The organism is Thiocapsa sp. (assembly GCF_022340925.1).
GTDB lineage: Bacteria > Pseudomonadota > Gammaproteobacteria > Chromatiales > Chromatiaceae > Thiocapsa.
On the sequence record NZ_JAJDNA010000003.1, the window covers coordinates 1 to 22,055 of the forward strand.

14 protein-coding genes and 1 pseudogene are annotated in these 22,055 nt (G+C 65.5%); 9 read left to right on the top strand and 6 right to left on the bottom strand.

Annotation, left to right across the window (positions count from 1 at the left end; all coding sequences use genetic code 11):
* From LJE61_RS00115 to LJE61_RS00155, 9 genes and pseudogenes are all read left to right on the top strand, one after another.
* A pseudogene (locus LJE61_RS00115) lies at positions 1 to 1,008 on the top strand (glycogen debranching enzyme); the annotation flags it as partial.
* 95 nt (positions 1,009 to 1,103) lie between these two features.
* On the top strand, positions 1,104 to 2,120 hold the full coding sequence (gene gnd, locus LJE61_RS00120; RefSeq protein ID WP_296917025.1) for a phosphogluconate dehydrogenase (NAD(+)-dependent, decarboxylating): 1,017 nt from the start codon (positions 1,104 to 1,106) through the stop codon (positions 2,118 to 2,120).
* Between the two features lie 244 nt (positions 2,121 to 2,364).
* Positions 2,365 to 3,846 carry a glucose-6-phosphate dehydrogenase gene (gene zwf, locus LJE61_RS00125; protein ID WP_519972871.1) on the top strand — a complete coding sequence of 494 codons (1,482 nt, stop codon included), beginning with the start codon at positions 2,365 to 2,367 and terminating at the stop codon, positions 3,844 to 3,846.
* 103 nt (positions 3,847 to 3,949) lie between these two features.
* Complete coding sequence (locus tag LJE61_RS00130; protein WP_296917029.1) at positions 3,950 to 4,147, top strand: CPXCG motif-containing cysteine-rich protein; 198 nt, start codon at positions 3,950 to 3,952, stop codon at positions 4,145 to 4,147.
* Positions 4,148 to 4,376: 229 nt separating this feature from the next.
* The gene (locus LJE61_RS00135) at positions 4,377 to 5,318 is read left to right on the top strand and encodes an ABC transporter ATP-binding protein (RefSeq protein WP_296909833.1); all 942 of its coding nucleotides are present in this window, start codon (positions 4,377 to 4,379) and stop codon (positions 5,316 to 5,318) included.
* Positions 5,311 to 8,247 (top strand): Gldg family protein, encoded by a 2,937-nt coding sequence (locus LJE61_RS00140; RefSeq protein ID WP_296909831.1) that lies wholly within the window; start codon positions 5,311 to 5,313, stop codon positions 8,245 to 8,247. The genes LJE61_RS00135 and LJE61_RS00140 overlap by 8 nt, the downstream gene beginning before the upstream one ends.
* Positions 8,248 to 8,250: 3 nt before the next feature.
* Entirely contained in the window at positions 8,251 to 9,342 is a 1,092-nt protein-coding gene (locus tag LJE61_RS00145) for a DUF4340 domain-containing protein (protein ID WP_296917031.1), read from the top strand.
* A 238-nt stretch (positions 9,343 to 9,580) separates the two neighbouring features.
* Positions 9,581 to 11,104, top strand: a complete 1,524-nt coding sequence (locus LJE61_RS00150) for a fused MFS/spermidine synthase (protein ID WP_296909827.1) — start codon at positions 9,581 to 9,583, stop codon at positions 11,102 to 11,104.
* A gap of 172 nt (positions 11,105 to 11,276) precedes the next feature.
* Complete coding sequence (locus tag LJE61_RS00155) at positions 11,277 to 11,621, top strand: hypothetical protein (protein WP_296909825.1); 345 nt, start codon at positions 11,277 to 11,279, stop codon at positions 11,619 to 11,621.
* A 165-nt stretch (positions 11,622 to 11,786) separates the two neighbouring features.
* Here LJE61_RS00155 and LJE61_RS00160 read toward each other — a convergent pair whose 3' ends face one another.
* The 6 genes from LJE61_RS00160 to LJE61_RS00185 all read right to left on the bottom strand — a co-directional run bounded on the left by LJE61_RS00160 (position 11,787) and on the right by LJE61_RS00185 (position 21,974).
* Positions 11,787 to 13,463, bottom strand: a complete 1,677-nt coding sequence (locus LJE61_RS00160; protein ID WP_296909823.1) for a tetratricopeptide repeat protein — start codon at positions 13,461 to 13,463, stop codon at positions 11,787 to 11,789.
* Entirely contained in the window at positions 13,460 to 15,301 is a 1,842-nt protein-coding gene (locus LJE61_RS00165; RefSeq protein ID WP_296909821.1) for a CRTAC1 family protein, read from the bottom strand. The genes LJE61_RS00160 and LJE61_RS00165 overlap by 4 nt, the downstream gene beginning before the upstream one ends.
* Positions 15,302 to 15,540: 239 nt before the next feature.
* Complete coding sequence (locus LJE61_RS00170; protein WP_296909819.1) at positions 15,541 to 18,351, bottom strand: multiheme c-type cytochrome; 2,811 nt, start codon at positions 18,349 to 18,351, stop codon at positions 15,541 to 15,543.
* Positions 18,352 to 18,477: 126 nt separating this feature from the next.
* Positions 18,478 to 19,794, bottom strand: a complete 1,317-nt coding sequence (locus tag LJE61_RS00175) for a homoserine dehydrogenase (RefSeq protein ID WP_296909817.1) — start codon at positions 19,792 to 19,794, stop codon at positions 18,478 to 18,480.
* Positions 19,795 to 19,827: 33 nt separating this feature from the next.
* Positions 19,828 to 21,030 (bottom strand): alanine transaminase, encoded by a 1,203-nt coding sequence (gene alaC / locus LJE61_RS00180; RefSeq protein ID WP_296917033.1) that lies wholly within the window; start codon positions 21,028 to 21,030, stop codon positions 19,828 to 19,830.
* 323 nt (positions 21,031 to 21,353) lie between these two features.
* Complete coding sequence (locus LJE61_RS00185; RefSeq protein WP_296909813.1) at positions 21,354 to 21,974, bottom strand: thioredoxin family protein; 621 nt, start codon at positions 21,972 to 21,974, stop codon at positions 21,354 to 21,356.
* Positions 21,975 to 22,055: the final 81 nt, after the last annotated feature.

Consider the following 22,055-nt stretch of genomic DNA (forward strand, 5'->3'; position numbering starts at 1 on the left):
TACCATGCCCCCATTCTGTGGGCGACCGAGCTGTCCCCGACCCTCGGCAGCTCGCACATCATCGCCGAGGCCTGGGACGCGGCCGGGCTCTATCAGGTCGGTGACTTCCCCGGCTATCGCTGGGCGGAGTGGAACGGGCGCTACCGCGACCTGATGCGCAGCTTCGTCAAAGGCGATGCGGGGTTGATCGCGGAGGTTGCCACGCGGATCGCCGGCTCGAGCGACATGTATCAGGACCGGGGGCGGCTTCCGAGCAACTCGATCAATTTCATTACCTGCCACGACGGCTTCACCCTCTGGGACCTGGTGAGCTACAACGACAAACACAACGAGGCCAATGGCGAGGACAATCGCGACGGGCACGACCACAACCTCAGCTGGAACTGCGGGGTCGAAGGGCCAACCGACGATCCGGAGATCCTGGCTTTGCGCCGCCGTCAGGCACGAAACTTCGTCGCCATCCTGATGCTCAGCCAGGGCGTACCCATGCTGCGGTGCGGCGATGAGGTCTTGCAGAGTAAACAGGGCAATAACAACACCTACTGTCAGAACAACGAGGTGTCCTGGTTCGACTGGAGGCTCCTCGGGCACAACTGCGGCATGCACGACTTCGTGCGCAGCATGATTGCGTTCCGCCGCCGCCACCCCACCCTGCACCGAAAGCGATTCTTGACCGGCAAGCCCGAGCCGTCCCATCCGCTGCCGGATATCGTTTGGCATGGGGTTGAGCTCGGGCGGCCGGATTGGGATAACCCGAATGCCATCGCGCTCGCCTTTACGCTCGCGGGCTGCACGGTCGACGAGCCTCCGTTGCACGTCCTGCTCAACATGGGAGCCAAACGCCTCGACTTCGCGATCCCGATCATCGACGGGTGGACTTGGCGCCTGGCGATCGATACGGGTCGAGAGCCGTCGATGAGCGGGGGGTCCGCTCGGAGAGCGGTCACGAAAGGCCGCCTTCGGGTCGGTCCACGCAGCGTCATGGTGCTCGAGGGGCAGGCCGCTTGAGTCCGGACGCGGTTGCTTCGGGTTCCGCGCGGCCCGAGCCCCTTCTGCCTTCGCACCCGACTGAACCGCATCTCACGCCGAACGGGAGTCTTGTCATGCAACTCGGAATGATCGGCCTTGGCCGAATGGGCGCCAACATGGTGCTTCGACTCATGCGGGCCGGCCACAGGTGCGTGGTCTACGACCGCGACCCTGCCGCCGTCCGGGCGCTGGTCACCGAGGGCGCGACCGGAGCGCAGGATGTCGCAGACCTCTGCGCCAAGCTGGAGGTGCCGCGCAATGTCTGGATCATGATCCCCGCCGCCTTGGTCGACACCCTGATCGATGATCTGCTGCCGCATCTCGAAGCCGGCGACACCGTCATTGACGGCGGGAACTCGAACTACCGAGACGACATCGAGCACGCCAAACGGCTTGCACCAGCACGGATCCACTTCGTCGACTGCGGCACCAGCGGCGGCGTCTGGGGTCTGGAACGGGGATACTGCCTGATGATCGGCGGAGACGAGGCCGCCGTTGAGCGTCTCGACCCCATCTTCGCCGACTTGTCCCCCGGGCCCGGCGCCATCGAGCGCACCGCCGGACGGGCCGGCAACTGCAGTCGGTCTGAACAGGGCTATCTGCACTGCGGTCCGAGTGGCGCAGGTCATTTTGTCAAGATGGTCCACAACGGCGTCGAATATGCGCTGATGGCCGCTTACGCCGAAGGCTTCAATCTGCTCAAGCATGCCGGTGCCGGCCTGGCTGATCGTGAGGCGGATGCCGAGACTGCTCCGCTTGCGAACCCGGAGCACTACCAGTACCGGATCGATGTGGCCGAAGTGGCGGAGGTCTGGCGTCGCGGCAGCGTGGTCGCCTCCTGGCTGCTGGACCTGACCGCGAACGCACTCCGGGAGGATCCGGAGCTCAGGTCGTTCGGCGGCCGGGTCTCGGATTCGGGTGAAGGTCGCTGGACATGCCTGGCCGCGATCGAGACGGGGACACCGGCGCCCCTGCTGACCACCGCGTTATACGAGCGTTTCAGCTCCCGCGGCGAGGGCGACTTCGCCAATCAGCTCCTCTCGGCGATGCGCTATCAGTTCGGCGGGCATCATGAGAAGCCGAAGGGTTGAAGCCGCCCGTCACGGGGGGGCGAACGACTGAAATCCGAACCCCAAAGACGGTGAGCGTGCAAGGTCGTTCCAGCGATTTGGAATCGCGCCTTGATTCATCGAGAAGATGACGTCGGCTCCGCAATAATCTGTCTTTAGCTGATTGTTTTGCGCACGCTGCGCCTTGCGGTTCCCATTGAGGAAAGCCGATTTGCCTATTCAGCGTCTGACCTCCGAAACGACACCACCCGCGCCGTCCAATGCGATGATCATCTTCGGCGCTGCCGGCGATTTGACCAAGCGGAAGCTGATCCCCGCACTCTTTCATCTCTGTCACGGCCATCTGCTGCCGGACACCTTCGCCGTGGTCGGCCTCGATCGCCTGGACATGGATGACGCGGCCTTTCAGGCGATGATGGCCGAGGATGTCAAGCAGCACGTCGGCAGCGCCTGGGATGCTCGCACCTGGTCCCGTCTCTGCGAGCGCCTCCACTACATGCAGGGAAACATCACGGAGCAGGCGACCTATGTTGGGCTTTGCGAGCGGCTGTCGCGCATCGACTCGGAGCGTGGAACAGACGGCAATTACCTCTTCTATCTTGCTGTTCCCCCATTTCTTTTCGCCGACATTACCCGGCTGCTCGGTGCCGTGGGCCTGACTGCGGAGAGCGAGGACGACTGGCGTCGGGTGATCATCGAAAAGCCCTTCGGCGACGATTTGGACAGTGCCAAGGCGCTCAATCGCATGTTGCACGAGACGTTGGAGGAGCATCAGATCTATCGGATCGACCACTATCTGGGCAAGGAGACGGTCCAGAACATCATGGTCTTCCGCTTTTCCAACGGGTTTATCGAGCCGCTCTGGAACCGTCAGCATATCGATCATATCCAGATCACGGTGGCCGAGTCGGTCGGGGTCGAGCATCGCGGCCCCTACTACGATAAGGCCGGCGCGCTGCGCGACATGATCCCGAACCACCTGCTGGTCCTGCTCGGTTTTCTGGGGATGGAGCCCCCAAACTCGTTCCACTCCCAAGCGGTCCGCGATGAGATCAACAAGGTGCTCGACGCTGTCCATCCCCTCACCCCGGAGCAGGTCCTCACCAATGCCGTGCGCGGTCAGTATGCCGAAGGCATGATGGCGGACGGGGAAAAGGTGCCCGCCTACCGGTCCTCTCCGGGTGTGGATCCGGGCTCACGCACCGAGACATTCGCCGCACTCAAGCTCACCATGGACAATTGGCGCTGGGCGGGTGTCCCCTTCTATCTGCGCACCGGCAAGCGTCTGACCGCGCAATACACGGAGGTCGTGATCCAGTTCAAACGTGCGCCGAAGATCATGTTCAAGGACGCCGACACGGCCCAGATGAACCCCGATATGCTGGTGCTACGCATCCAGCCCAACGAGGGCATCCAGATGAGCTTCGGCGCCAAGATCCCGGGGCCGCGGATGCGCGTGGGCACGGTCAACATGGACTTCTGCTATGCCGACTACTTCGGCAATGCCCCGGCAACCGGTTACGAGACACTCATCTACGACTGCATGAACGGCGACGCCACCCTCTTCAAGCATGCCGAGACCGTTGAGAAGGGCTGGGAGATCGTCGAATCGGTCCAAGACGTCTGGTCCGCGCTGCCGGCGAGGGACTTCCCGAATTATCCCGCGGGGACCTGGGGTCCGGCCGCCGCCGGGAACCTGCTCAAGAACGACGGGCGTCTCTGGCGCCGCATCACGATGCCGGGGTGAGACATGGGAACATCGGCTCGGAGTCGGTTGTCTTCACTTCCGGCGACGCCGGCGCCGCAACTCCCCCGCAGCGAGCGACTGACGGCAGGAGGCGAGTCCGAAGATGAACCCGCTCGAAGATCGTGACGAGCGCTGCCCCTGGTGCGGTGCGCCGATCGAGATCCGCATCGATGTCAGCGCCGGCCCCCAGACCTACGTCGAAGACTGCCCCGTCTGCTGTGCCCCAATGCTCGTCGACGTCGCAATGGATCCGGGCTCGGGTGACGGCCTGCGCGTCACCCTCGAACGCGAGGGCGACTGAGCCGACCCGCCGCGGGACATGGAGCGGATGTCTCTTCTACCGCCCCGAGACCCCGGCATCCGAGCCGGACGATCGGCCTTTGATCGATGCGGTCTCTGGGCGCTCGCGGAGCCGACCCCGGCTCCCATCAACAAGGATCTTGCATCGCCTGCCAGGCTAGGGTGAAATGCGCGCCCGGGCGGCGTCCGGAAGCCAAGGTGGGCGCCACAATGAGTTGTGAGGAGTCGTCATGATCGAGGTTCGCGAGCTGAGTCGGAGCTACGGAGCGCTCCGGGCGGTCCATCAGGTGTCCTTTGACATCGACCGCGGCGAGATCGTCGGCCTGCTCGGCCATAACGGTGCCGGCAAGACCACCATCATGAAGATGCTGACGGGTTATCTGGAGCCGAGCAGTGGCAGGATTCGGATCGAAGGCGTGGACATCGCCGAGCAGCGTCGACGGGCACAGCGGCGGATCGGCTACCTGCCGGAGAACTGCCCGCTCTACCCGGAGATGCGCGTGTTGGATTACCTGGACTACCACGCGGCGCTGCACGGGATGCCCAGCGGCCGGCGTGCAGGCGCTATCCGCCGCGCGATCGAGCGCACCGAGCTCGGTCCCAAGGCGACCTCGACCATCGGCACCCTGTCGCGCGGCTATCGTCAGCGGGTCGGTGTCGCCCAGGCGATCCTCCACGAGCCTGCCATCCTGATCCTGGACGAGCCGACCAACGGGCTGGACCCTTCGCAGATTCAGCACATGCGTGGCCTGGTCCGCGAGCTGTCCTACGGGGCGACCCTGATTATCTCGACCCATGTCCTCCAGGAGGTCGAGGCCGTCTGCAGCCGGGTGCTCATCATGCGCGGCGGTGAACTGGCGCTCGACAGCGCGCTGGATGCCATCGGCCGGCCGAGGCGATTGCTGGTGACCCTGGACCGCCCCCCTGAGACGGCGCGTCCCGTGCTCACCGCAATCGACGGGGTGACCGCGGTGGAGGAATGGACGGTCGACGGCGGAAAGCACTGCTTCGCACTCGGCGCCGCGGAACCTCAGGCCATCGGTCCCTCGGTCGCGAGGGCCGTTGCCGAGAACGGCTGGGACCTCTACGGACTCGCGCCCGAGCGGAGAGACCTGGAAGACCTCTTCGGCGCGGTGACCCTTGAGCAGATGGAGGAGGTGGCCCATGGCTGAGATCCTGCGTGTCGCCCGTCGCGAGCTCGCGGCCTTCTTCGGCTCGCCGGTCGCCTATCTGTTCATCGGTGCCTTCCTGGCCGTCTCCCTTTTCGTCTTCTTCTGGGTCGATGCCTTCTTCGCGCGGAACGTCGCCGATGTGCGGCCGCTCTTCGACTGGATGCCGCTGCTGCTGATCTTCCTCTGTGCCGCCCTCACCATGCGGCTCTGGAGCGAAGAACGGCGCGCCGGCACGCTCGAGACACTGCTGACCCTGCCCGTACCGACCCTCAATCTGGTGCTCGGCAAGTTTCTGGCCGCCCTGGCCCTGGTCGCGATCGCCCTGGCCCTGACCCTGCCGCTGCCGCTGACCGTCGCGTTCCTGGGACCGCTGGACTGGGGACCTGTGATCGGTGCCTATCTGGCCACCCTGCTGCTGGCGTCGGCCTATCTGGCCATCGGGCTGTTCGTCTCATCGCGGACCGACAATCCGATCGTCGCCCTGATCGGGACTGGGTTGGTGGGGGCCATCCTCTATCTGATCGGCACCCCGGCACTGACCAGCCTCGTCGGCCACGGCGCAGGAGAGGTCCTCCGGCTGATCGGCAGCGGCTCGCGGTTCGAGTCGATCACGCGCGGCGTCATCGACGTGCGGGACCTCTACTACTATCTGAGCATCGTCGGTGCCTTCCTCGCCCTCACCCTCTACAGCCTGGAGCGGCTGCGCTGGGCCGAGCATTCGGCCAACCCGCGTCACCACCGTCGCTGGACGCTGGTGACCGGACTCGCGGTCGCCAACCTGCTGGCCGCGAACCTGTGGCTCCAGGCGATCGGTCATGCCCGCGTCGACCTCACCGAGGGCCGGGTCTATTCCATCTCCGAGGCGACCCGGACCTACCTCGGGCAGCTCCAGGAGCCGCTCCTGATCCGCGGCTATTTCAGCTCGGAGACTCACCCACTGCTGGCCCCTCTGGTTCCTCAGATCCGCGACCTCCTGCGGGAGTATGAGATCGCGAGCGGCGGCCAGGTCCGGGTGGAGCTCGTCGATCCCCAGCGCTCGCCAGAGCTGGAACGCGAGGCCGGCGAGCTCTACGGGATCCGCCCGGTCGCCTTCCAGACCGCGACCAAATATCAGGCCTCCGTGGTCAACTCCTATTTCGACGTCTTGATCAAATACGGCGATCAATTCGAGACCCTGGGCTTCCAGGACCTGATCGACGTCAAGGTCCGCGGCGAGACCGATCTCGACGTGCGCCTCCGCAATCCGGAATACGACCTCACTCGGGTCATCCGCAAGGTGCTCTACGGCTATCAAGGCGGGGGCGACCTGTTCGCCAACCTGGCCGAGCCGGTGCGGTTCCGCGGGTTCATCTCGCCAACAGATCGTCTGCCCGATCCGCTGCCCGAGCTGCGGTCCGAGCTGGATTCGGTGTTGGCCGAGCTCGACGCCACGGGTGGCGAGCGGTTCAGCTTCGACATTCAGGACCCCGCCGCCGGCGACGGTGCGTTGGCGCAGACCATCGCCGAGCAGTTCGGCTTCGAGCCCTTGGTCGTCAGCCTGCTCGATCCGACCCCCTTCTATTTCTACATGGTGCTCGAATCGGGCGATCAGGCGGTCCCCATCCCACTGCCGGAAGCGCTCGATCGGGCCGGACTCAAGCGCGCCATCGAGGCCGGAATCAAGCGCTTCGCACCCGGTGTGCTGCGCACCGTCGCGCTGTATACACCCCCGTCGACACCGGGGATGTTCGGCGAGCCGGCCTCCGGACCCGGCTACAGCCTGCTGCAGGAGACGCTGCGCAATGCCTTCAACCTGCGCGAGACAGATCTTGCCTCCGGTCAGGTTCCCGAAGATGCCGATCTGCTCCTCGTGGTCGGGCCGGAGGCGTTGGACGAGCGTCAGCAGTTCGCCATCGACCAGTTCCTCATGCAGGGCGGGACGGTCATCCTGGCCGCATCTCCCTTCCACCTGGATCTGACTGGACGCTCCATCTCGGCTCAGGCGGCCACGACCGGACTTGAGGGCTGGCTGGAGGATCAGGGTCTGGCATTGGGCCCAGGCCTCGTCCTGGATCCGAAGAACACCCCCTTTCCCATCCCGGTCCAACGCGACCTGGGCGGGTTCGTCGTCGAGGAGATCCAGACGCTCGATTACCCCTACTTCCCTGACGTGCGGAGCGACGGCCTCGCCGAGGACTCCGGGATCACCGCGACACTCGGCCAGATCACCATGAACTGGTCGTCGCCGATCCAAGTCGATGCCGCGAAGAACGCCGAACGGCAAGTCATCGAGCTGATCCGCAGCTCGTCCGGCTCATGGACCAGCGAGTCCGAGGAGATGCAGCCTGATTTTCAGGCGCATGGCAGCCTCGGCTTCCCGCGCGGCGAGGATCGCGGCAGCCGGGTGCTCGCGCTCTCGCTCGAGGGGCGCTTCCAGTCGGCTTTCGCCGGTCGCCCCTCCCCGCTGCTGAAGGACGAATCAGCCGGAGATGAGTCCAACGAGGGGCAAGGAGCCGAAGATGCCGGAGGGGACACCCCCGATGGGGAGGCAAGCGAGGCAACCCAGGACGGTTCACCCGTGATCTCGGGGGTCGTCGATTCCTCGCCCCCGTCGGCGCGCCTGATCCTGATCGGCTCCTCGACCTTCCTCTCCGACACCGCGATCAGCCTGGCCTCTGAGGCGACCCAGAGCCGGTATGTCAAGCCCCTGGAGCTGATCCAGAACGCCATCGACTGGTCTCTGGAGGACCAGGGTCTGCTGACATTGCGCGGGCGAGGCCAGTTCAGCCGCCTGCTGGAGCCAGTGGGACGTGAGGGCCGGATCTTCTGGGAGACCCTGAACTATCTCTTGGCCCTCGCGGGGCTCGCCTTGGTGTATTGGCTCTATCGACGTGTCCGGAGCCGTCGCGAGCGGGCCGATGCCGCGATCTTGGGTACGGGAGGGCACTGAGTCATGGCAGACACGAGCGTGACGGAAATGACATCTCAAGCGGACATCAGTTGGCGGCCGGATCTGCGCGCACCGATCGTCATGGGACTGACAGGCTTGCTGATCCTCCAACTCCTGGTGGCACTCGGTCTAGGCCTCGGCAGCGGTCGCGGCATGGCCCCGGGCGGCGCCGATACGCCACTGTTCAGCTTCACGGCGGATCAGGTCCAGGCCATCCACATCGAAGGTGGCGCCGAGTCCACGGGCGTGGTCATCAGGCGCCGTGGCGACAGCTGGATCCTGCCGGATCTCGCCGACCTGCCGGTCGAGGGATCCAAGGTCGATCAGCTCCTCGTCGGGTTGGCCGAGCTGAAACGGTCCCTGCCCATCGCCACCAGCGAGGCCGCCCGCAAACGGTTCAAGGTGGCTGATGCCGAGTTCGAGCGGCGCCTCGTCCTGGATGGCGAGCATGGGCCGATCGCAAGCCTCTTGATCGGAGACTCGCCCGGTTTCCGACGCGTCTTCGGGAGACCCCCCGATGATCCGGCCGTCTATGACCTCAAGCTCGCCCTGTCGGACGTGTCCGCGCGACGAGACGATTGGATCGACATGGGGCTGCTGCATCTGGAGCGCGAGCAGATCACGCGCGTCGGGACCGACGACTGGACCCTGACCAAGGCCGGGGATGGCGGTTGGACCTTGGCAAACACTGACCAGGCTGTCGACCAGCAGGCCGTGGACAGCCTGCTTGCGAGCCTCTCCAACCTGGGCTACCGCGGCGTTCTCGGGACCGACGATGATCCGGCCTACAACCAGCAGACCCCCCGACTCGTCCTCAGCATCGGTCTCGGCGACGGCAGCACCCGGACCTATCGGATCTCTCAAGCCGAAGACAGCGAGGACTACGTCCTCAAGGATACCGGACGGCCCTGGTACTTCAAGCTGTCCGAATTCGATCTTGGGGACTTGCTGAGCACCGATGCCGCGAGTCTGGCCGGGAAAACGGATTCCCAGGAGACGCCGGCACAACCGGATCACCCGGGGGCGCCGACGGAGGAGTCGGAATCGCCCGGCGACGCTGGGGGCGAGCAGGCACCGGCGTCGTCTGCCGAGTGAGCAAGGTCGCCCCGCCGGCCAGGCTGGGCTGCATCCGGGGCACAGGGGCTGAGCCTGCGGATCTGCGCGGCATGGCACGGGGTGCCTCCGACGCCTCAGCGGCGCTTTCAGACTGACTGGACTCTCGCTGAAGCCCCGCCTGTTTCCGACGTCCGGGGCTTGAGTTGCCAGCCTTCATAGCCATCAACCTCCCCCTTCGCTATCCTTGCGGACCGATCCTGCACCTCCGGAGTCCACCGTGTCCGCTCGCCTCCGCGTCACCTGGTACGGCATCACCATCTTCCTGAGCTCGGCGTTTCTCCTGGTGCTGGAGATCCTGGCCGGACGGCTGATCGCACCCTATGTAGGGGTCTCGCTCTATACCTGGACGACCGTCATCGGTGTCATCTTGGCGGGGCTCTCACTCGGAAACTGGCTGGGCGGACTCTGGGCGGATCGTGGCGGCAACGAGCTCGCGGCGGGGACCACGCTTGCATTGGCGGGACTCTTCAGCCTGGCGATCCTATTTCTGCTCACCCTGGTCGCGCCACTGATCGAGGCGCGAGAGATGGCCCTGCTGGGTGCCAGCTTCGTCTACGTGCTCGCCCTCTTTTTCATGCCCGCAATGCTGCTGGGCGTGGTCAACCCGCTCTTGACGACACTGGCTCTGCGTCTGGATCGGCGCACCGGTCATATCGTCGGGCGGATGCATGCGCTGGCCGCGCTCGGCAGCATCCTCGGTACCTTCGTCACCGGCTATTGGCTGATCCAGTATCTCGGGACCCGCAGCGTCATCATCGTCACCGCCCTGGGCCTCTTCCTGCTGGCCATCCCGTTTTTCAGACGCTCAACACGCCTTGTGCCAGCCGCGATCGTCGCGTCCGCGGCCGCCCTGGTCCTCGTGACGGCCGCTCGAAACGGGTTCTCGAACCCGTGCGACCGTGAGAGCAACTATTTCTGTATCCGCGTGGTCGATGAGTCCGACCGCGTCCCCTTCGGCGTGGCGCGCAGCCTGGTGCTGGACCACCTGGTCCACGGCACGAATCACCAGGGCGAACCCGGGCTCCTCCTCGCCCCCTATGTCCAGTTGATGGATGAGCTGGCCCTCGAGCACTTCGGGACGGATCGGGCGGAGACCCTGCGCTGGTTTTTCGCCGGGGGTGGTGCCTATACCCTGCCCCGCTCCGTTCGGGACCGCACACCGGCGGCCGCGGTCACGGTCGCCGAGCTGGATCCGCTGGTCACGCGCACGGCCGAGGAACGGCTCTTCCTGCAGACGCGTGGAATGCGTGTCGTCCATGCGGACGCGCGGACCGTCCTCAAGCGTGAGGCGTCGCAGCGATACGACGTGATCGTTGCCGATGCCTTCCATGACATCGCGATCCCGTATCACCTGGTCACCTTTGAATATGCGCAGCTCGTCAAGTCCCGCCTGGCTCCGGACGGGCTCTATCTGCTGAATGTCGTCGACGCCTTTCCCGACCCTCGGCTGGTCAAGAGCATCATGAAGACGTTAGACGAGTCTTTCGCGCACGTCCATGTTTGGATGGACATGGCGCCACCGGACGCCGAGCGCCTGACCTTCGTGATCTCGGCAAGTGACCGTCGCGAGCCCCCCGAGGTCCTGATCGCCCAACGTGGCCTCGATCAGCGGTGGCTGCGGGTCACCGAGCCCATGCACACGACCGGTACTGCCTTCAGCCGGTTGCCGATACTCACCGACGACTCTGTGCCGGTCGAGCGCCTCATCGCGCCGTTTTACTTCCAGGATCTTGGTCGCTAGTGAGTCACGCCGACGTTCTCGCCGACCGCAGGGCGGTTCAGCCGAGCCACTCCGTTCCGATGCCCAACCCATCGAGCCTAAAATTGAGCTGGCTTCATAGGAAGGAATGCCTATACAATTCAGATGCGTATCAACGCACTCTGTGACCGTGAACGACGAGGAGAGAATCGAGATGAATACAGTCTTGAAAACCACTGCCGGACTTGCCCTCGCCGCGACTTCCGCGTTGGCGACGCTTCCCGCCAATGCCTTCTGGGGCTCCTGGGGTGACGGCCCCTGGTACGGCGGCCCCTGGCACGGCGGCCCTTGGTACGGCGGTTACCCCGGCTATGGCTATCCGGGATGGGGAGGCTATGGCTATCCGGGATGGGGAGGCTACGGCTATCCGGGATGGGGAGGCTACGGCTATCCATACGGTGGTTATGGTTATCCCGCCTATGGCGGCTGGGGCGGTTACCCCTATGCCCCGGTCGTGACCGTACCCACCGCACCGGCGACATCCACCGCCGACAAGTGATGCCTTGCGGGACGACGCCGCTGCACGTCGTCTAGACACTGCGCGAGGTTCGGGTCAGGGACGACCCCCCACGACCTATCCCGCGCCCTCTCGGCGCCTGCTCTCACAAACCAGCCTCCCTTGCATGGCTCCCAGGCTCCGTGCCGGTCGTCGCGCTGAATCGCGTCAATAAGGTGTTGCTGACGGATAGTCCCGGAATGCCGCGAGCGGGTCGAATGGCGGGGGTGCGAGCAGCCCATCCCCATCGGGCCAGGGGTCATCGGGTAGGCGACCCTCGCGATAGGCCTCCGACTCATCCAGCAGGAGGGCAAGCTCGCCGGGCGGGACCGACCAAGCCGCATAGGCGATCACCGGCTGCAGCGTCGCGATCGCCTCCTCCGTCCGGCCGTCAGCCATCAGCGCCAGGGCCAGGGCGCGCTGGTGGGGCGGGATCGGCTGCCTCCGAGCCAGATCCCCGGCCAGCTCCAGCGCGCGCTCAGGATCGCGCAAGACCGGATCTTTGGCCGCCGCGAGGAGGCGTGCGAGGGCGTAGGCCAGCACGGTGTCATCAGGACGCTCGCTGGCCCGCTCCGCAAGGCGCTCGACGATGTCGCGCTCGCTCGTGCCGGATCGGCGCGAGGCGATCAGCTCGAGCAGATAGGCTGGGCCGACCGCATCATCGGACGTCAAGACGGCACGGTACCCCGCGGCCGCCTCGCGGAATCGCCCCCTCGCCAGCTCGAGATTCGCCAGATAGAAGGCCGCTCCGGGATGCCCCGGCTCCGCCTCCAGCGTCCGGCGATAGGCGCTCGCGGCCCCCTCCTTGTCCCCCTGGGCCTGTTTGAGCACCCCCATCAGAAAGCTCGCCAAGGCCTCACCTGGATCCTCCGACAAGACGCGTGCTAGCTCGCGTTCTGCCTCGCCTCGGGAGCCCGCGAGGTAGAGCGTGCGCGCGTAGCTCACGCGGGCCGCGCGATTGTCCGGATCGACTGACAAACCGTCCGCGAAACGGCTCGCGGCCGCCTCATAGTCGCCTTGCCGTGCCGCGTGCATCGCCTCCTGGAAGGCCGGCAGCGAGCGACGGGTCACCGCCTCCAGCTCCTCGATCAGCGGGTCGTGAGCGGCCGGGCTTCCGGCATCGAAATCCGCAAGATAGGCCCGAGCCCGCTCCTGGTCGCCCATCGCCCGGTAGGCGACGGCCAACTGATAGCGTACGCCGGAGGGTGCGGGGTCGGCCTCCAGTGATCGCTCAAGCACGATCACGGCGTCGGCGTACCGTCGCTGCAGATTGGCAATCTGACCGAGATAGAAGTTGGCCGCGGCTACCAGCCCGGGCGCATCGGCGATCCGCTTCAGCAGCGCCTCAGCTTCCCCCAACCGACCCGTGTCCAGCAGGACCTTCCCAAGCCGCAGATTGAGCGGCGCATATTCGGGATCCAGCGCCCGTGCCCGCTCCAGATGGTTGACGGCCGCGTCCGACCGGCCGGACAACATGGCGAGATACCCCGCGTAGTAAGGCCAGCGGAACACATTGGGCTGGAGGATCTCGGCGTTGCGCAGACAGACATCCGCGGCCGCCTCGACCTCGACCAGCAGAAAGAGCGCCCCGAGACGCCCATAGGCTTCGGCAAGCTCATCGTCCGTCACGTCCGAACTCTCCAAGAGCCCGGCGAGCATGGTACGCCCCTCCCCAATCGCGAGCTGCATCAGGCGCTCGGCGCCGCTGATGTCGGTCTCGGCGACGGGCAACAGACGCGTGTCCCAAGGCTCGGGGAGCGCGCTCAAGGGATCGGCCGAGAGGCCGGAGCCGGTCAGGACCAGCAGAACAAACAGCAGGGGCGCACAATCTCGGCTTGCCTTCATGACGCACTCCCCGCGGGCTGCTCGATGACGATCGAGGCGTCGATCTCGGGTTCTTCGATGACCTGCTCTGTCCCATCGGGCCAGCGGATCAAGAGGCGCTGGATCTCGGTCGAGGGTCCGAGACCAAAGGTCACCGGGAGCTCGACCTGGGAGAGATAGCCGCGGGCCGGCATGACCTGGCGATAACGCGTGATGCCGCCTGCGGTGAGCTCGAGCCCGGCGCCGATTGCATCGGTGTTGGGTGCACGCCCGATCAGCTTAACCCGCAGGAAATGGTGTCCGGTGCGCTGATCGTTTCGCAGCAGGACCGGGCGGCGTCCATTCTGGGTGATCAGTACATCGAGATCGCCGTCCGCGTCGATGTCGGCATAGGTGACGCCGCGACCGACCAAGGGCACGAGCAGATCCCCCGCCTCCTGGACCGGGACGAACCGCCCCGGACAGAGCTCCCCACAGTTCCAGAAGAACGAGGGGGGTTGGGAATAGGTCTGGCTCTGCTGCACCTTTTGGATCTCATGCTCCAGATGCCCGTTGGCCAACAGCAGATCGAGGCGCCCGTCCAGGTCGTAATCGAAAAAGACCAGACCGAAGGTCAGCGGAATACGTGATGCGGGGCCCAACCCCTCGAGCACCGCCTCGTCGACGAACGGCGGGCGGCCATCCGTCGTGACATAGAGCGAAGACATCTCGTTGGCAAAGTTCCCGATGACCACGCCGAGATCCCCGTCGTCGCGGAAGCGTGCCGCATCCACACCCATCGCCGAGGTTGCCTTGCCGTTGCGGTCATACGCCAGACCCTCGAAGATGCCCACCTCCTCGAAACGGCCGTCCCCAAGGTTATGGTACAAGAAGTTACGCACCGTATCGTTGACCACGACTAGGTCGAGCCAGCGGTCGCCATCGTAATCGACGGCGATGACCCCCAGCCCCTTCCCGACCGGCTGACCGGACACCGGATCGGCCACCGGGATGCCGGCCTGGGCAGTGACATCGACAAAACGGCCATCACCCTCGTTGCGGAAGAGTGTGTTGTCCGTTCCGACGAAGTTGAGCGGCGCACCATAGGCACGCCCGAGGCCGGTCAGACGGAAGTCGATCTCCAGGTCGATCTCACGCGACCACTGGACGTAGTTGACGACGAAGAGATCCAGGTCGCCGTCGGCGTCATAATCGAAAAAGACCGCGCTCGAGCTCCAGGTCTTCTCACCGCCGGCGACCCCGGCGCTGTCCGTCACATCCTCGAAACGACCGCCTGTGTTGCGCAAGAGGGAGTTGCGATACAGGCTGGTCAGATAGAGGTCGACCCGGCCGTCGCCATCGTAGTCCCCGACGGCGACGCCCATGCCGTAGATATCGAGATCGAGACCCACCGCCTCCGTGACGTCCTCGAAGCGACCGCCCCCGAGGTTGTGGTAGAGGGCGAGCCGCGGCCGTTGGCCCCCGTCGGGCTCATGACCCGGCCAGTAGGTCGAGTTGACCAGGATCAGATCCTGACGACCGTCACCATCGTAATCGAAAAAGGCCGCGCCGCTGCCCAGGGTCTCCGGCATGAGACGCTCGCCATAGGCACCATTGACATGAATGAAATCGATGCCCGCGGCCTCCGTGATGTCGGTGAAGTGGACCGGCGGGGGCCGATCCGCGGCAATCGGCGGCGCGCGCGACGGGGCCAGGATCTCGGCATCCCGCACCGGCCCGGGATCCAGCGATGGCCGCGCCAGCCAGTAGAACACGGTGCCGGCCACAAGCGCGACGAACAGGATCGCGAGGGAGACGAAAAAGGCGCGCCGAATCCGCGCCTCACCGGCCGTGGGTCTTGGTTGTCTGGGCTGCTTCATGTGAGTGCTTCATTGCGCGGCGAATGCAAGAACTGCTTCAAAATCCTAACGTCACGGCCATCGCGCCCGATATCGCCGGGCACGTCCGGGGCAGGCGGCCCCGGCATGTTCAGGCACCTCATTGCCTGAACGTGAAGCCTTCCGCGCGTTGCGCCTCGCGGAAGGCGAGCGAGCCCTGATCGTTTCCGGCGTCCGTTACACCCCTGCGGGTCGGATTCGTGCGGTTCTCACGATCGGGCTCAGCGACCCCTGACGGTCAATGCCGGCCCGCCGAGCGCCTCCTCATCCGGGCTCAATGCCTCGGGACGCTGCAGATCATAGATGGCGATTGGCTCAGCGGCACGATTCGCGGCGGGGTTGCGGCTGCGGTGCAGGGTCACCGCGCGTTCGATGGCTTGGTCATCGGGGCGATAGACCTCGTGCAGACGGCGGTGGTCGGCCGCCACAGCGGGCCGCCCGAGCTCGGCGTAAACGAGGCTCAGGGTATGATGCGCGGCGGCGTTCTCGGGATCCAGCAACAAGGCCTGTTCGAGCCGATCGGCTCCCCGTTCGAGCAAGGCCTCGCGCTCCGCCCGCCTCGCCTCGCCCCGCGCCTGGCGGGCGCGCTCGTAGAGGGTTCGGCCCAGCTCGGTCAGCATTCGATAATCGCGACCGAAGTCGAAGCCGCGGTCGCGCGCCGCTTCGAAACGGGTCTCGACCAGCGCCTCGAGATTCGCGATGGCCGCATCCAGATTCCCAAACTCCCGCTCGATCAGGGCGCCGTACCAGGCAATTGTCCAGGGTGCTGCCGGGGGCTCCGCCGAGGCGGCCCGTCCCAGCGCCGCGGCAGCCTCATCGAGTCGACCCTCCTCATAGTAGACGCGCGCTAGATTCAGCGCGCCCTCGCCCGGCCGCAAGGATTCAACGACCTGGAATGCCTCGGCAGCTTGCCGCAGCCGGCCCTTGCGGCCCTGGCGCAGCAGACCGATGCCATAGTCGTTCCAGCGCTCCCAGACCGGGATATCCTGGGCCGTTGGTGGCGCCTGCTCGCCCCCCCGGACAGGCAATGTCACCCGATCGGATGCCATGGTCGCGATCGGCAGATCATTGACGCGGAACTCGGGACCCAGGACGTGACGATAGACATCCGTATCGAACTTTCGGTAGCGCAACGCCGCCTCGATGGTCACGGGGGCGGCCAGGTCTTCCGGGACCCGGAACCCATACTGAATCACGGCCGCCGCGCCGGGCGGGATCTGATGATCATAGAGGGCGACGAAGATGTCCTGGACATTGCGGCGATCGATGCGGTTTCCCTCGCGATCCAGAACGTAGGCGTTCACGAAGTAGGCCCAGGGATCGACCCGGCCATCCTCCTCGGCGCGGCCACCCGAGCGTCCGATCAGGCGCCCCCCGGCGCGCAGCGTGACGTCCAGCCACAGCTCGTTCGAGTCCGCGGTCCCTTGGGTCAGGGCATGCCCGACACCGGTGGTCCGCACGACGACCTCCAGCAGATACGCCACGCCGGGCACCAGGTTCGGCAGCTCGGGGCGGATCGGCGCCAGCTGTCTTCCGTCGATGGTCCCGCCTTGGCGCAGCCCGAAGATATCCAGACGCGCCGCGCGCTCCAGGGTCGCCAGGCGCAGCGCGTTCTCCTCGGGTGGGCGGCCGAGCAGCTCGGGCACCGCCGTGTTGCCGGCCGCAAACAGATGGTCGTGCACACTCCTCGGCTCCCCGGCCGCGTGGACACGCGCGGCCGGGTCCTCAGATGCGCGAAGCGGCATATGGCAGGCGTTGCAAGACGGGACCGCCTGATCAGGGTAGTAGAAGCTGTCCACCCGGTGACCCGAGACCCCGCTCAAGAGAAAGCTGTCGTAATGGTTCTGACCGCGCAACCACCGATACTGATTGAGCTCATAAGGCAGGTGAACCTTATGGCAGGCCATGCACAGCTCGGGGTCGCGATGCAGCGGCTTGAGAAGCGTCTTCTTGTGGAACGCGGGCTTGGCGCGGATGAGCTGACGGCTGATGCCCCGGAGCAAGGCACTCTCACTGAAGGCAAACGGATAGGCGGGCGGCTCGATCAGGGTATAGTCACCGTTGCCGCGCGGGCTGTTGACCGCCGTGATCGCGTGGCAGGCGAGACAGGTGATTCCAGCCTGGGAGCCCGAATCGCCATCCGGATCATAGTCAGAGGCATCGAACCGCCCGGAGAAGAGCGGCACCGGATCATGACAGACGGCGCAAAGACGCGCGCCCCTCACTGTGCCGTCACGCTCCATCAGGACGCGGCGGGTCTCCTCGACACTGAACCGATAGATGGGGTTGTTGAAGGAGCTGAACCGGTGGACGCTGCCCGCGTGCTGCTTGACGATGTCGGCATGGCACTCGGCACAGGTCTCGTCCTGCATTAGACGACCGGCCGGGATCGGAACGCCGGTCGGGACGCGTGCCAAGGCCGGCTCCAACGGCCGTCCCGGGTCATCGGGCTCACCGCCTGTGAGGCGATGCAGGCCGAGCGCCACGACCGAGAAGACCAGCGCAACCGAGCCCCAAGCCGCCAGCGCCCGCCAGCGCAGGCGGGGCCCGGCAAGCCGATGCAAGACGAAGAGCCAGAGCGCGACGATCGGCGTCGTGATGTGGACCCAGTAGGAGAGGTCACGCACCGATGGGTCGTTGATCTCGAAGAAACCGAAACGCGTCAGCAGGACGCCGGACACCACCAGCAGCGTCAGGGTCGCCAGCAAGCCGACCCCGGCGCGGACGGCCCAGCGGTTCGGCCGCCGCCAGGCCCGGCGCAGATGCAGGGTGGCGAAGAGCGCCAGCGGCGCCACGAGGACGAGGCCCATGACCAGATGAGCCAGAAACATCAGGAGATAGAACTGATTCTCCAGGATCTCCCCGGAGATCCACTCGTTCCAGGTCACTGCGGCCAGGTAGAGCGAGTTCACGGCCATCAGGCCGAACAGAACCGCGAGCAGGCCGAGCAGTCGTCTGAGACCCGGACTCAGGACAGGAGGGAGTCGGCCTTGATATCCGGATAATTCGGGAGAGATTGACGGAGGAGACATGCCCAGCGCAAACCGATCACATCCACTGGTGGGCTGATTGTAACAGCTCGTCGAGCCGGGCGGTCAGTGCGGCGTACCCACTCGACAGGCAGGGTTCGACCTGACGACGGCCGGGACGGACCGCCCTCAACCCGAGAGGGTCTCCATACGGATGCGCGTGACCGCGCCCTGGACCGATTCCAGCGCCTCGATCCGCGCGATCGCCTCGTTCATCTGCCGCTCGATCACGCGATGGGTCAACATTACCAGTGGGACATGCGTCTGTCCCTCCTCCGGCTCCTTCTGCTTGATCGCCTCGATGCTGATTCCCTGCTCGCCCAGAATGCTGGCGATCCGCGCCATGACGCCGGGTTGATCGAGTGCTGAGAGGCGCACGTAGTAAGCGGTCTCGACCGCATCCATCGGAATCACGGGGGTGTCGGACAGCTCGTCCGGCTGGAAGGCGAGGTGGGGGACGCGATTGTTGGGATCGGTCGTGAGGGCGCGCACCACGTCGACCAGGTCGGCAACGACGGCAGAGGCGGTCGGGAGGGCACCCGCGCCCGCCCCGTAATAGAGTGTCGGACCGACGGCGTCGCCCTTGACCAGAACCGCGTTCATGACCCCGTCGACGTTCGCAATCAGCCGACGCTCGGGGATCAAGGTCGGGTGCACGCGCAGCTCGATCCCGCCGTTGGTGCGCCGTGTGATCCCAAGATGCTTGATGCGATAACCGAGCTCAGCCGCATAGGTGACGTCCAAGGCCCCGACCTTCGAGATACCTTCGGTGAAGCAGCGGTCGAACTGGAGCGGTATACCGAAGGCCAAGGAGCTCAAGATCGTCAGCTTGTGCGCGGCATCGATGCCCTCCACGTCGAAGGTCGGGTCCGCCTCCGCATAGCCCAGCGCCTGAGCCTCGGCGAGGGCATCGGCAAAGTCACGGCCCTTGTCGCGCATCTCGGTCAGGATGAAGTTGCCGGTGCCGTTGATGATGCCGGCGATCCACTCGATGTGGTTCGCCGCAAGGCCTTCGCGCAGGGCCTTGATGATCGGGATGCCACCGGCGACCGCGGCCTCGAAGCCCACCACGACCCCACGCTCGCGCGCGGCGGCGAAGATCTCGTTCCCATGCAGCGCGATCAAGGCCTTGTTGGCGGTGACGACATGCTTGCCGTTCGCGATCGCCTGAAGCACCAGCTCGCGCGCCGGAGAATAGCCGCCGATCAGCTCGACGACGACCTGAACCTCCGGGTCGTCGACCACGGCGAAGGCATCCTGACCGATCCGGCCGATCGATTCGAGCCCCTGGATCTTGTCCGGATCGTACGCCCGTGCCGCGGCATGCGAGATCTCGATCCCGCGTCCGGCGCGCCGCGCGATCTCGGCGGCGTTGCGAGACAAGACGGTGACGGTGCCGCCACCGACCGTTCCCAAGCCCAGCAGTCCGACCTTCACCGGTTCCATGCCTTTCCCCTTGTGCGACTGTTCAATCTAGGTTCAACTCCCGGCGCGCGATTCGCGGCGAAACATCTCTTTGATGCCGCGGATCGCCTGGCGCGTGCGATGCTCGTTCTCGATCAGTCCGAAGCGAACATGACTGTCACCGTACTCGCCGAAGCCGATCCCGGGTGAGACCGCGACCTTCGCCTCCTGCAGGAGCTTCTTTGAGAACTCGAGTGATCCGAGGGCGCGATAAGGCTCGGGGATCGGCGCCCAGACGAACATGGTCGCCTGCGGCGGATCGATCGGCCAACCGGCGGCGTTCAGACCGCCGCACAGCACGTCGCGACGACTCTGGTAGTTGTCCCTGATGGCACGCACGCAATCCTGTGGCCCCTCCAAGGCGGCGATGGCTGCGACCTGGATCGGGGTAAAGGTCCCGTAGTCCAGGTAGGACTTGATGCGCGCCAGTGCGCTGACCAGGGTGCGGTTGCCACACATGAAGCCGACCCGCCAACCCGGCATGTTGTAGCTCTTGGACATGGAGAAGAACTCGACGGCGATGTCCTTCGCCCCGGGGACCTGCAGGATCGAGGGGGCACGATAACCGTCGAAGACGATATCCGCATAGGCGATGTCGTGGACGACCCAGATGCCGTGCTCACTCGCAATGTCGATGACCTGCTGGAAGAAGTTCAACTCGACACACTGAGTGGTCGGATTGCCCGGAAAATTCAATACGAGCATCTTCGGCTTGGGCCAGGAATCCTGGATCGCGCGTTGCAGCTCCTGAAAGAAATCCACGTCAGGCGTGAGACGCACATGGCGCACGTCCGCGCCCGCGATAATGAAGCCGTAGGGGTGGATGGGATACGCCGGATTGGGCACCAGAACGGTGTCGCCGCTGCCCATGGTGGCAAGGGCCAAATGGGCGAGTCCCTCCTTGGAGCCGATCGTCACGATGGCCTCGCCGTCGGGATCCAGGTGGACATCGAAGCGGTCGCGATACCAATGACAGATGGCACGGCGCAGGCGGGGGATGCCGCGCGAGACGGAGTACCGGTGGGTGTCCTTGCGAAGCGACGCCTCGACCAGCTTATCGACGATGTGCTGCGGCGTCGGCTGGTCCGGATTGCCCATCCCGAAGTCGATGATGTCCTCGCCCCGGGCTCGCGCCTCGGCCTTCAACTCGTTGACGATGTTGAAGACATAGGGCGGTAACCGCTTGATGCGGTGGAATTCGGGCTCGGGGGCGACCACGCGAGGACCTCTCGATGCTGAAGGGACGTGAACCTGGAAGGAGCGGCCGGAGATCGGTCGCCGGGGCGATGCCTTGTCGGCAATCCCGGGACGCTGGTCGCTGACCTGGCAACGGGGCCGGCCATCCTCGGGGCTGCTCGACGAATCCGAGCCGAGCCTTGGACGCCGCTGGCTGGCCGCTCACTCGCGGGTAAAAGCCGAGAGTTTACAGTGCCTCCAGGCAGATTCAAAGCTGACCCCGCAAGGGCATCGGGTGGCATGGCCCGAGCCCGGCGCTCCCAGGGGCCGACGCCTCCGGACGCCGGCCTGATCCGCCCACAGGCTCAATACTTGACCGAGCACCCATAGGGTCGGGTGACTGGATTAGCGACGGGATTGCCGGCCGCCAGATCGGCCATGACCAGGCGCACGAAATTGCTCGCACCCTCGACATCGGCCTGCTTGGTCGTGGGCCGGTCGTCGATTCCGCCCATATACACGAGTGTGCCCGACGCGTCGATGACGTACATGTGCGGAGTGGTCTTGGCGTCGTAGGCGCGGCCCATGGCTCCGGACGTATCCAGCAGGACCGCGGTCGGAGTGGCGTCTCGGCTCTCGGTCAGCGCGTCGGCCTCGGCAGGGGTGACATGCCCTTGCTTACCCGGAGCCGATGAGATGACCGACAGCCAGATATAACCAGCGTCGCCGGCTTCCTTCTGCAGGGCCTGCATGTTCCCCGACTCGTAATGCTTCCTCACAAACGGGCAATCGTGATTGGTCCATTCCAGTATGACCTGCTTGCCGGCGAGCTGGCCGAGGCTCCAGGTCTCGCCCTTGGTGTCGAGGACGCTGAAATCCGGCGCCGGTGCACCGACCTTGGGGGCCGCGGCGGTGGGACCGACGGTCAATGCGGCCGCCAGCGCGACGACGCCGAGGGCAGCGGCCTTCAGACAGGATGCTGTCATGGGTTTCTCCTTCTCTTCAGGTCAAAGTGGTTCATGTCCAGGGATGCAATGAAGACGGTCACGACGCTGCTGTGCCTGTGC

Excerpts from the sequence above, each read along its gene's own strand:
- LJE61_RS00160 (WP_296909823.1), bottom strand. The coding sequence starts at position 13,463 with ATGAAGGCAAGCCGAGATTGTGCGCCCCTGCTGTTTGTTCTGCTGGTC.
- LJE61_RS00165 (WP_296909821.1), bottom strand. The coding sequence starts at position 15,301 with ATGAAGCAGCCCAGACAACCAAGACCCACGGCCGGTGAGGCGCGGATT.
- LJE61_RS00145 (WP_296917031.1), top strand. The coding sequence starts at position 8,251 with ATGGCAGACACGAGCGTGACGGAAATGACATCTCAAGCGGACATCAGT.
- gnd (WP_296917025.1), top strand. The coding sequence starts at position 1,104 with ATGCAACTCGGAATGATCGGCCTTGGCCGAATGGGCGCCAACATGGTG.
- zwf (WP_519972871.1), top strand. The coding sequence starts at position 2,365 with ATGATCATCTTCGGCGCTGCCGGCGATTTGACCAAGCGGAAGCTGATC.
- LJE61_RS00135 (WP_296909833.1), top strand. The coding sequence starts at position 4,377 with ATGATCGAGGTTCGCGAGCTGAGTCGGAGCTACGGAGCGCTCCGGGCG.
- LJE61_RS00130 (WP_296917029.1), top strand. The coding sequence starts at position 3,950 with ATGAACCCGCTCGAAGATCGTGACGAGCGCTGCCCCTGGTGCGGTGCG.
- LJE61_RS00155 (WP_296909825.1), top strand. The coding sequence starts at position 11,277 with ATGAATACAGTCTTGAAAACCACTGCCGGACTTGCCCTCGCCGCGACT.
- LJE61_RS00140 (WP_296909831.1), top strand. The coding sequence starts at position 5,311 with ATGGCTGAGATCCTGCGTGTCGCCCGTCGCGAGCTCGCGGCCTTCTTC.
- LJE61_RS00170 (WP_296909819.1), bottom strand. The coding sequence starts at position 18,351 with ATGTCTCCTCCGTCAATCTCTCCCGAATTATCCGGATATCAAGGCCGA.
- LJE61_RS00175 (WP_296909817.1), bottom strand. The coding sequence starts at position 19,794 with ATGGAACCGGTGAAGGTCGGACTGCTGGGCTTGGGAACGGTCGGTGGC.
- LJE61_RS00185 (WP_296909813.1), bottom strand. The coding sequence starts at position 21,974 with ATGACAGCATCCTGTCTGAAGGCCGCTGCCCTCGGCGTCGTCGCGCTG.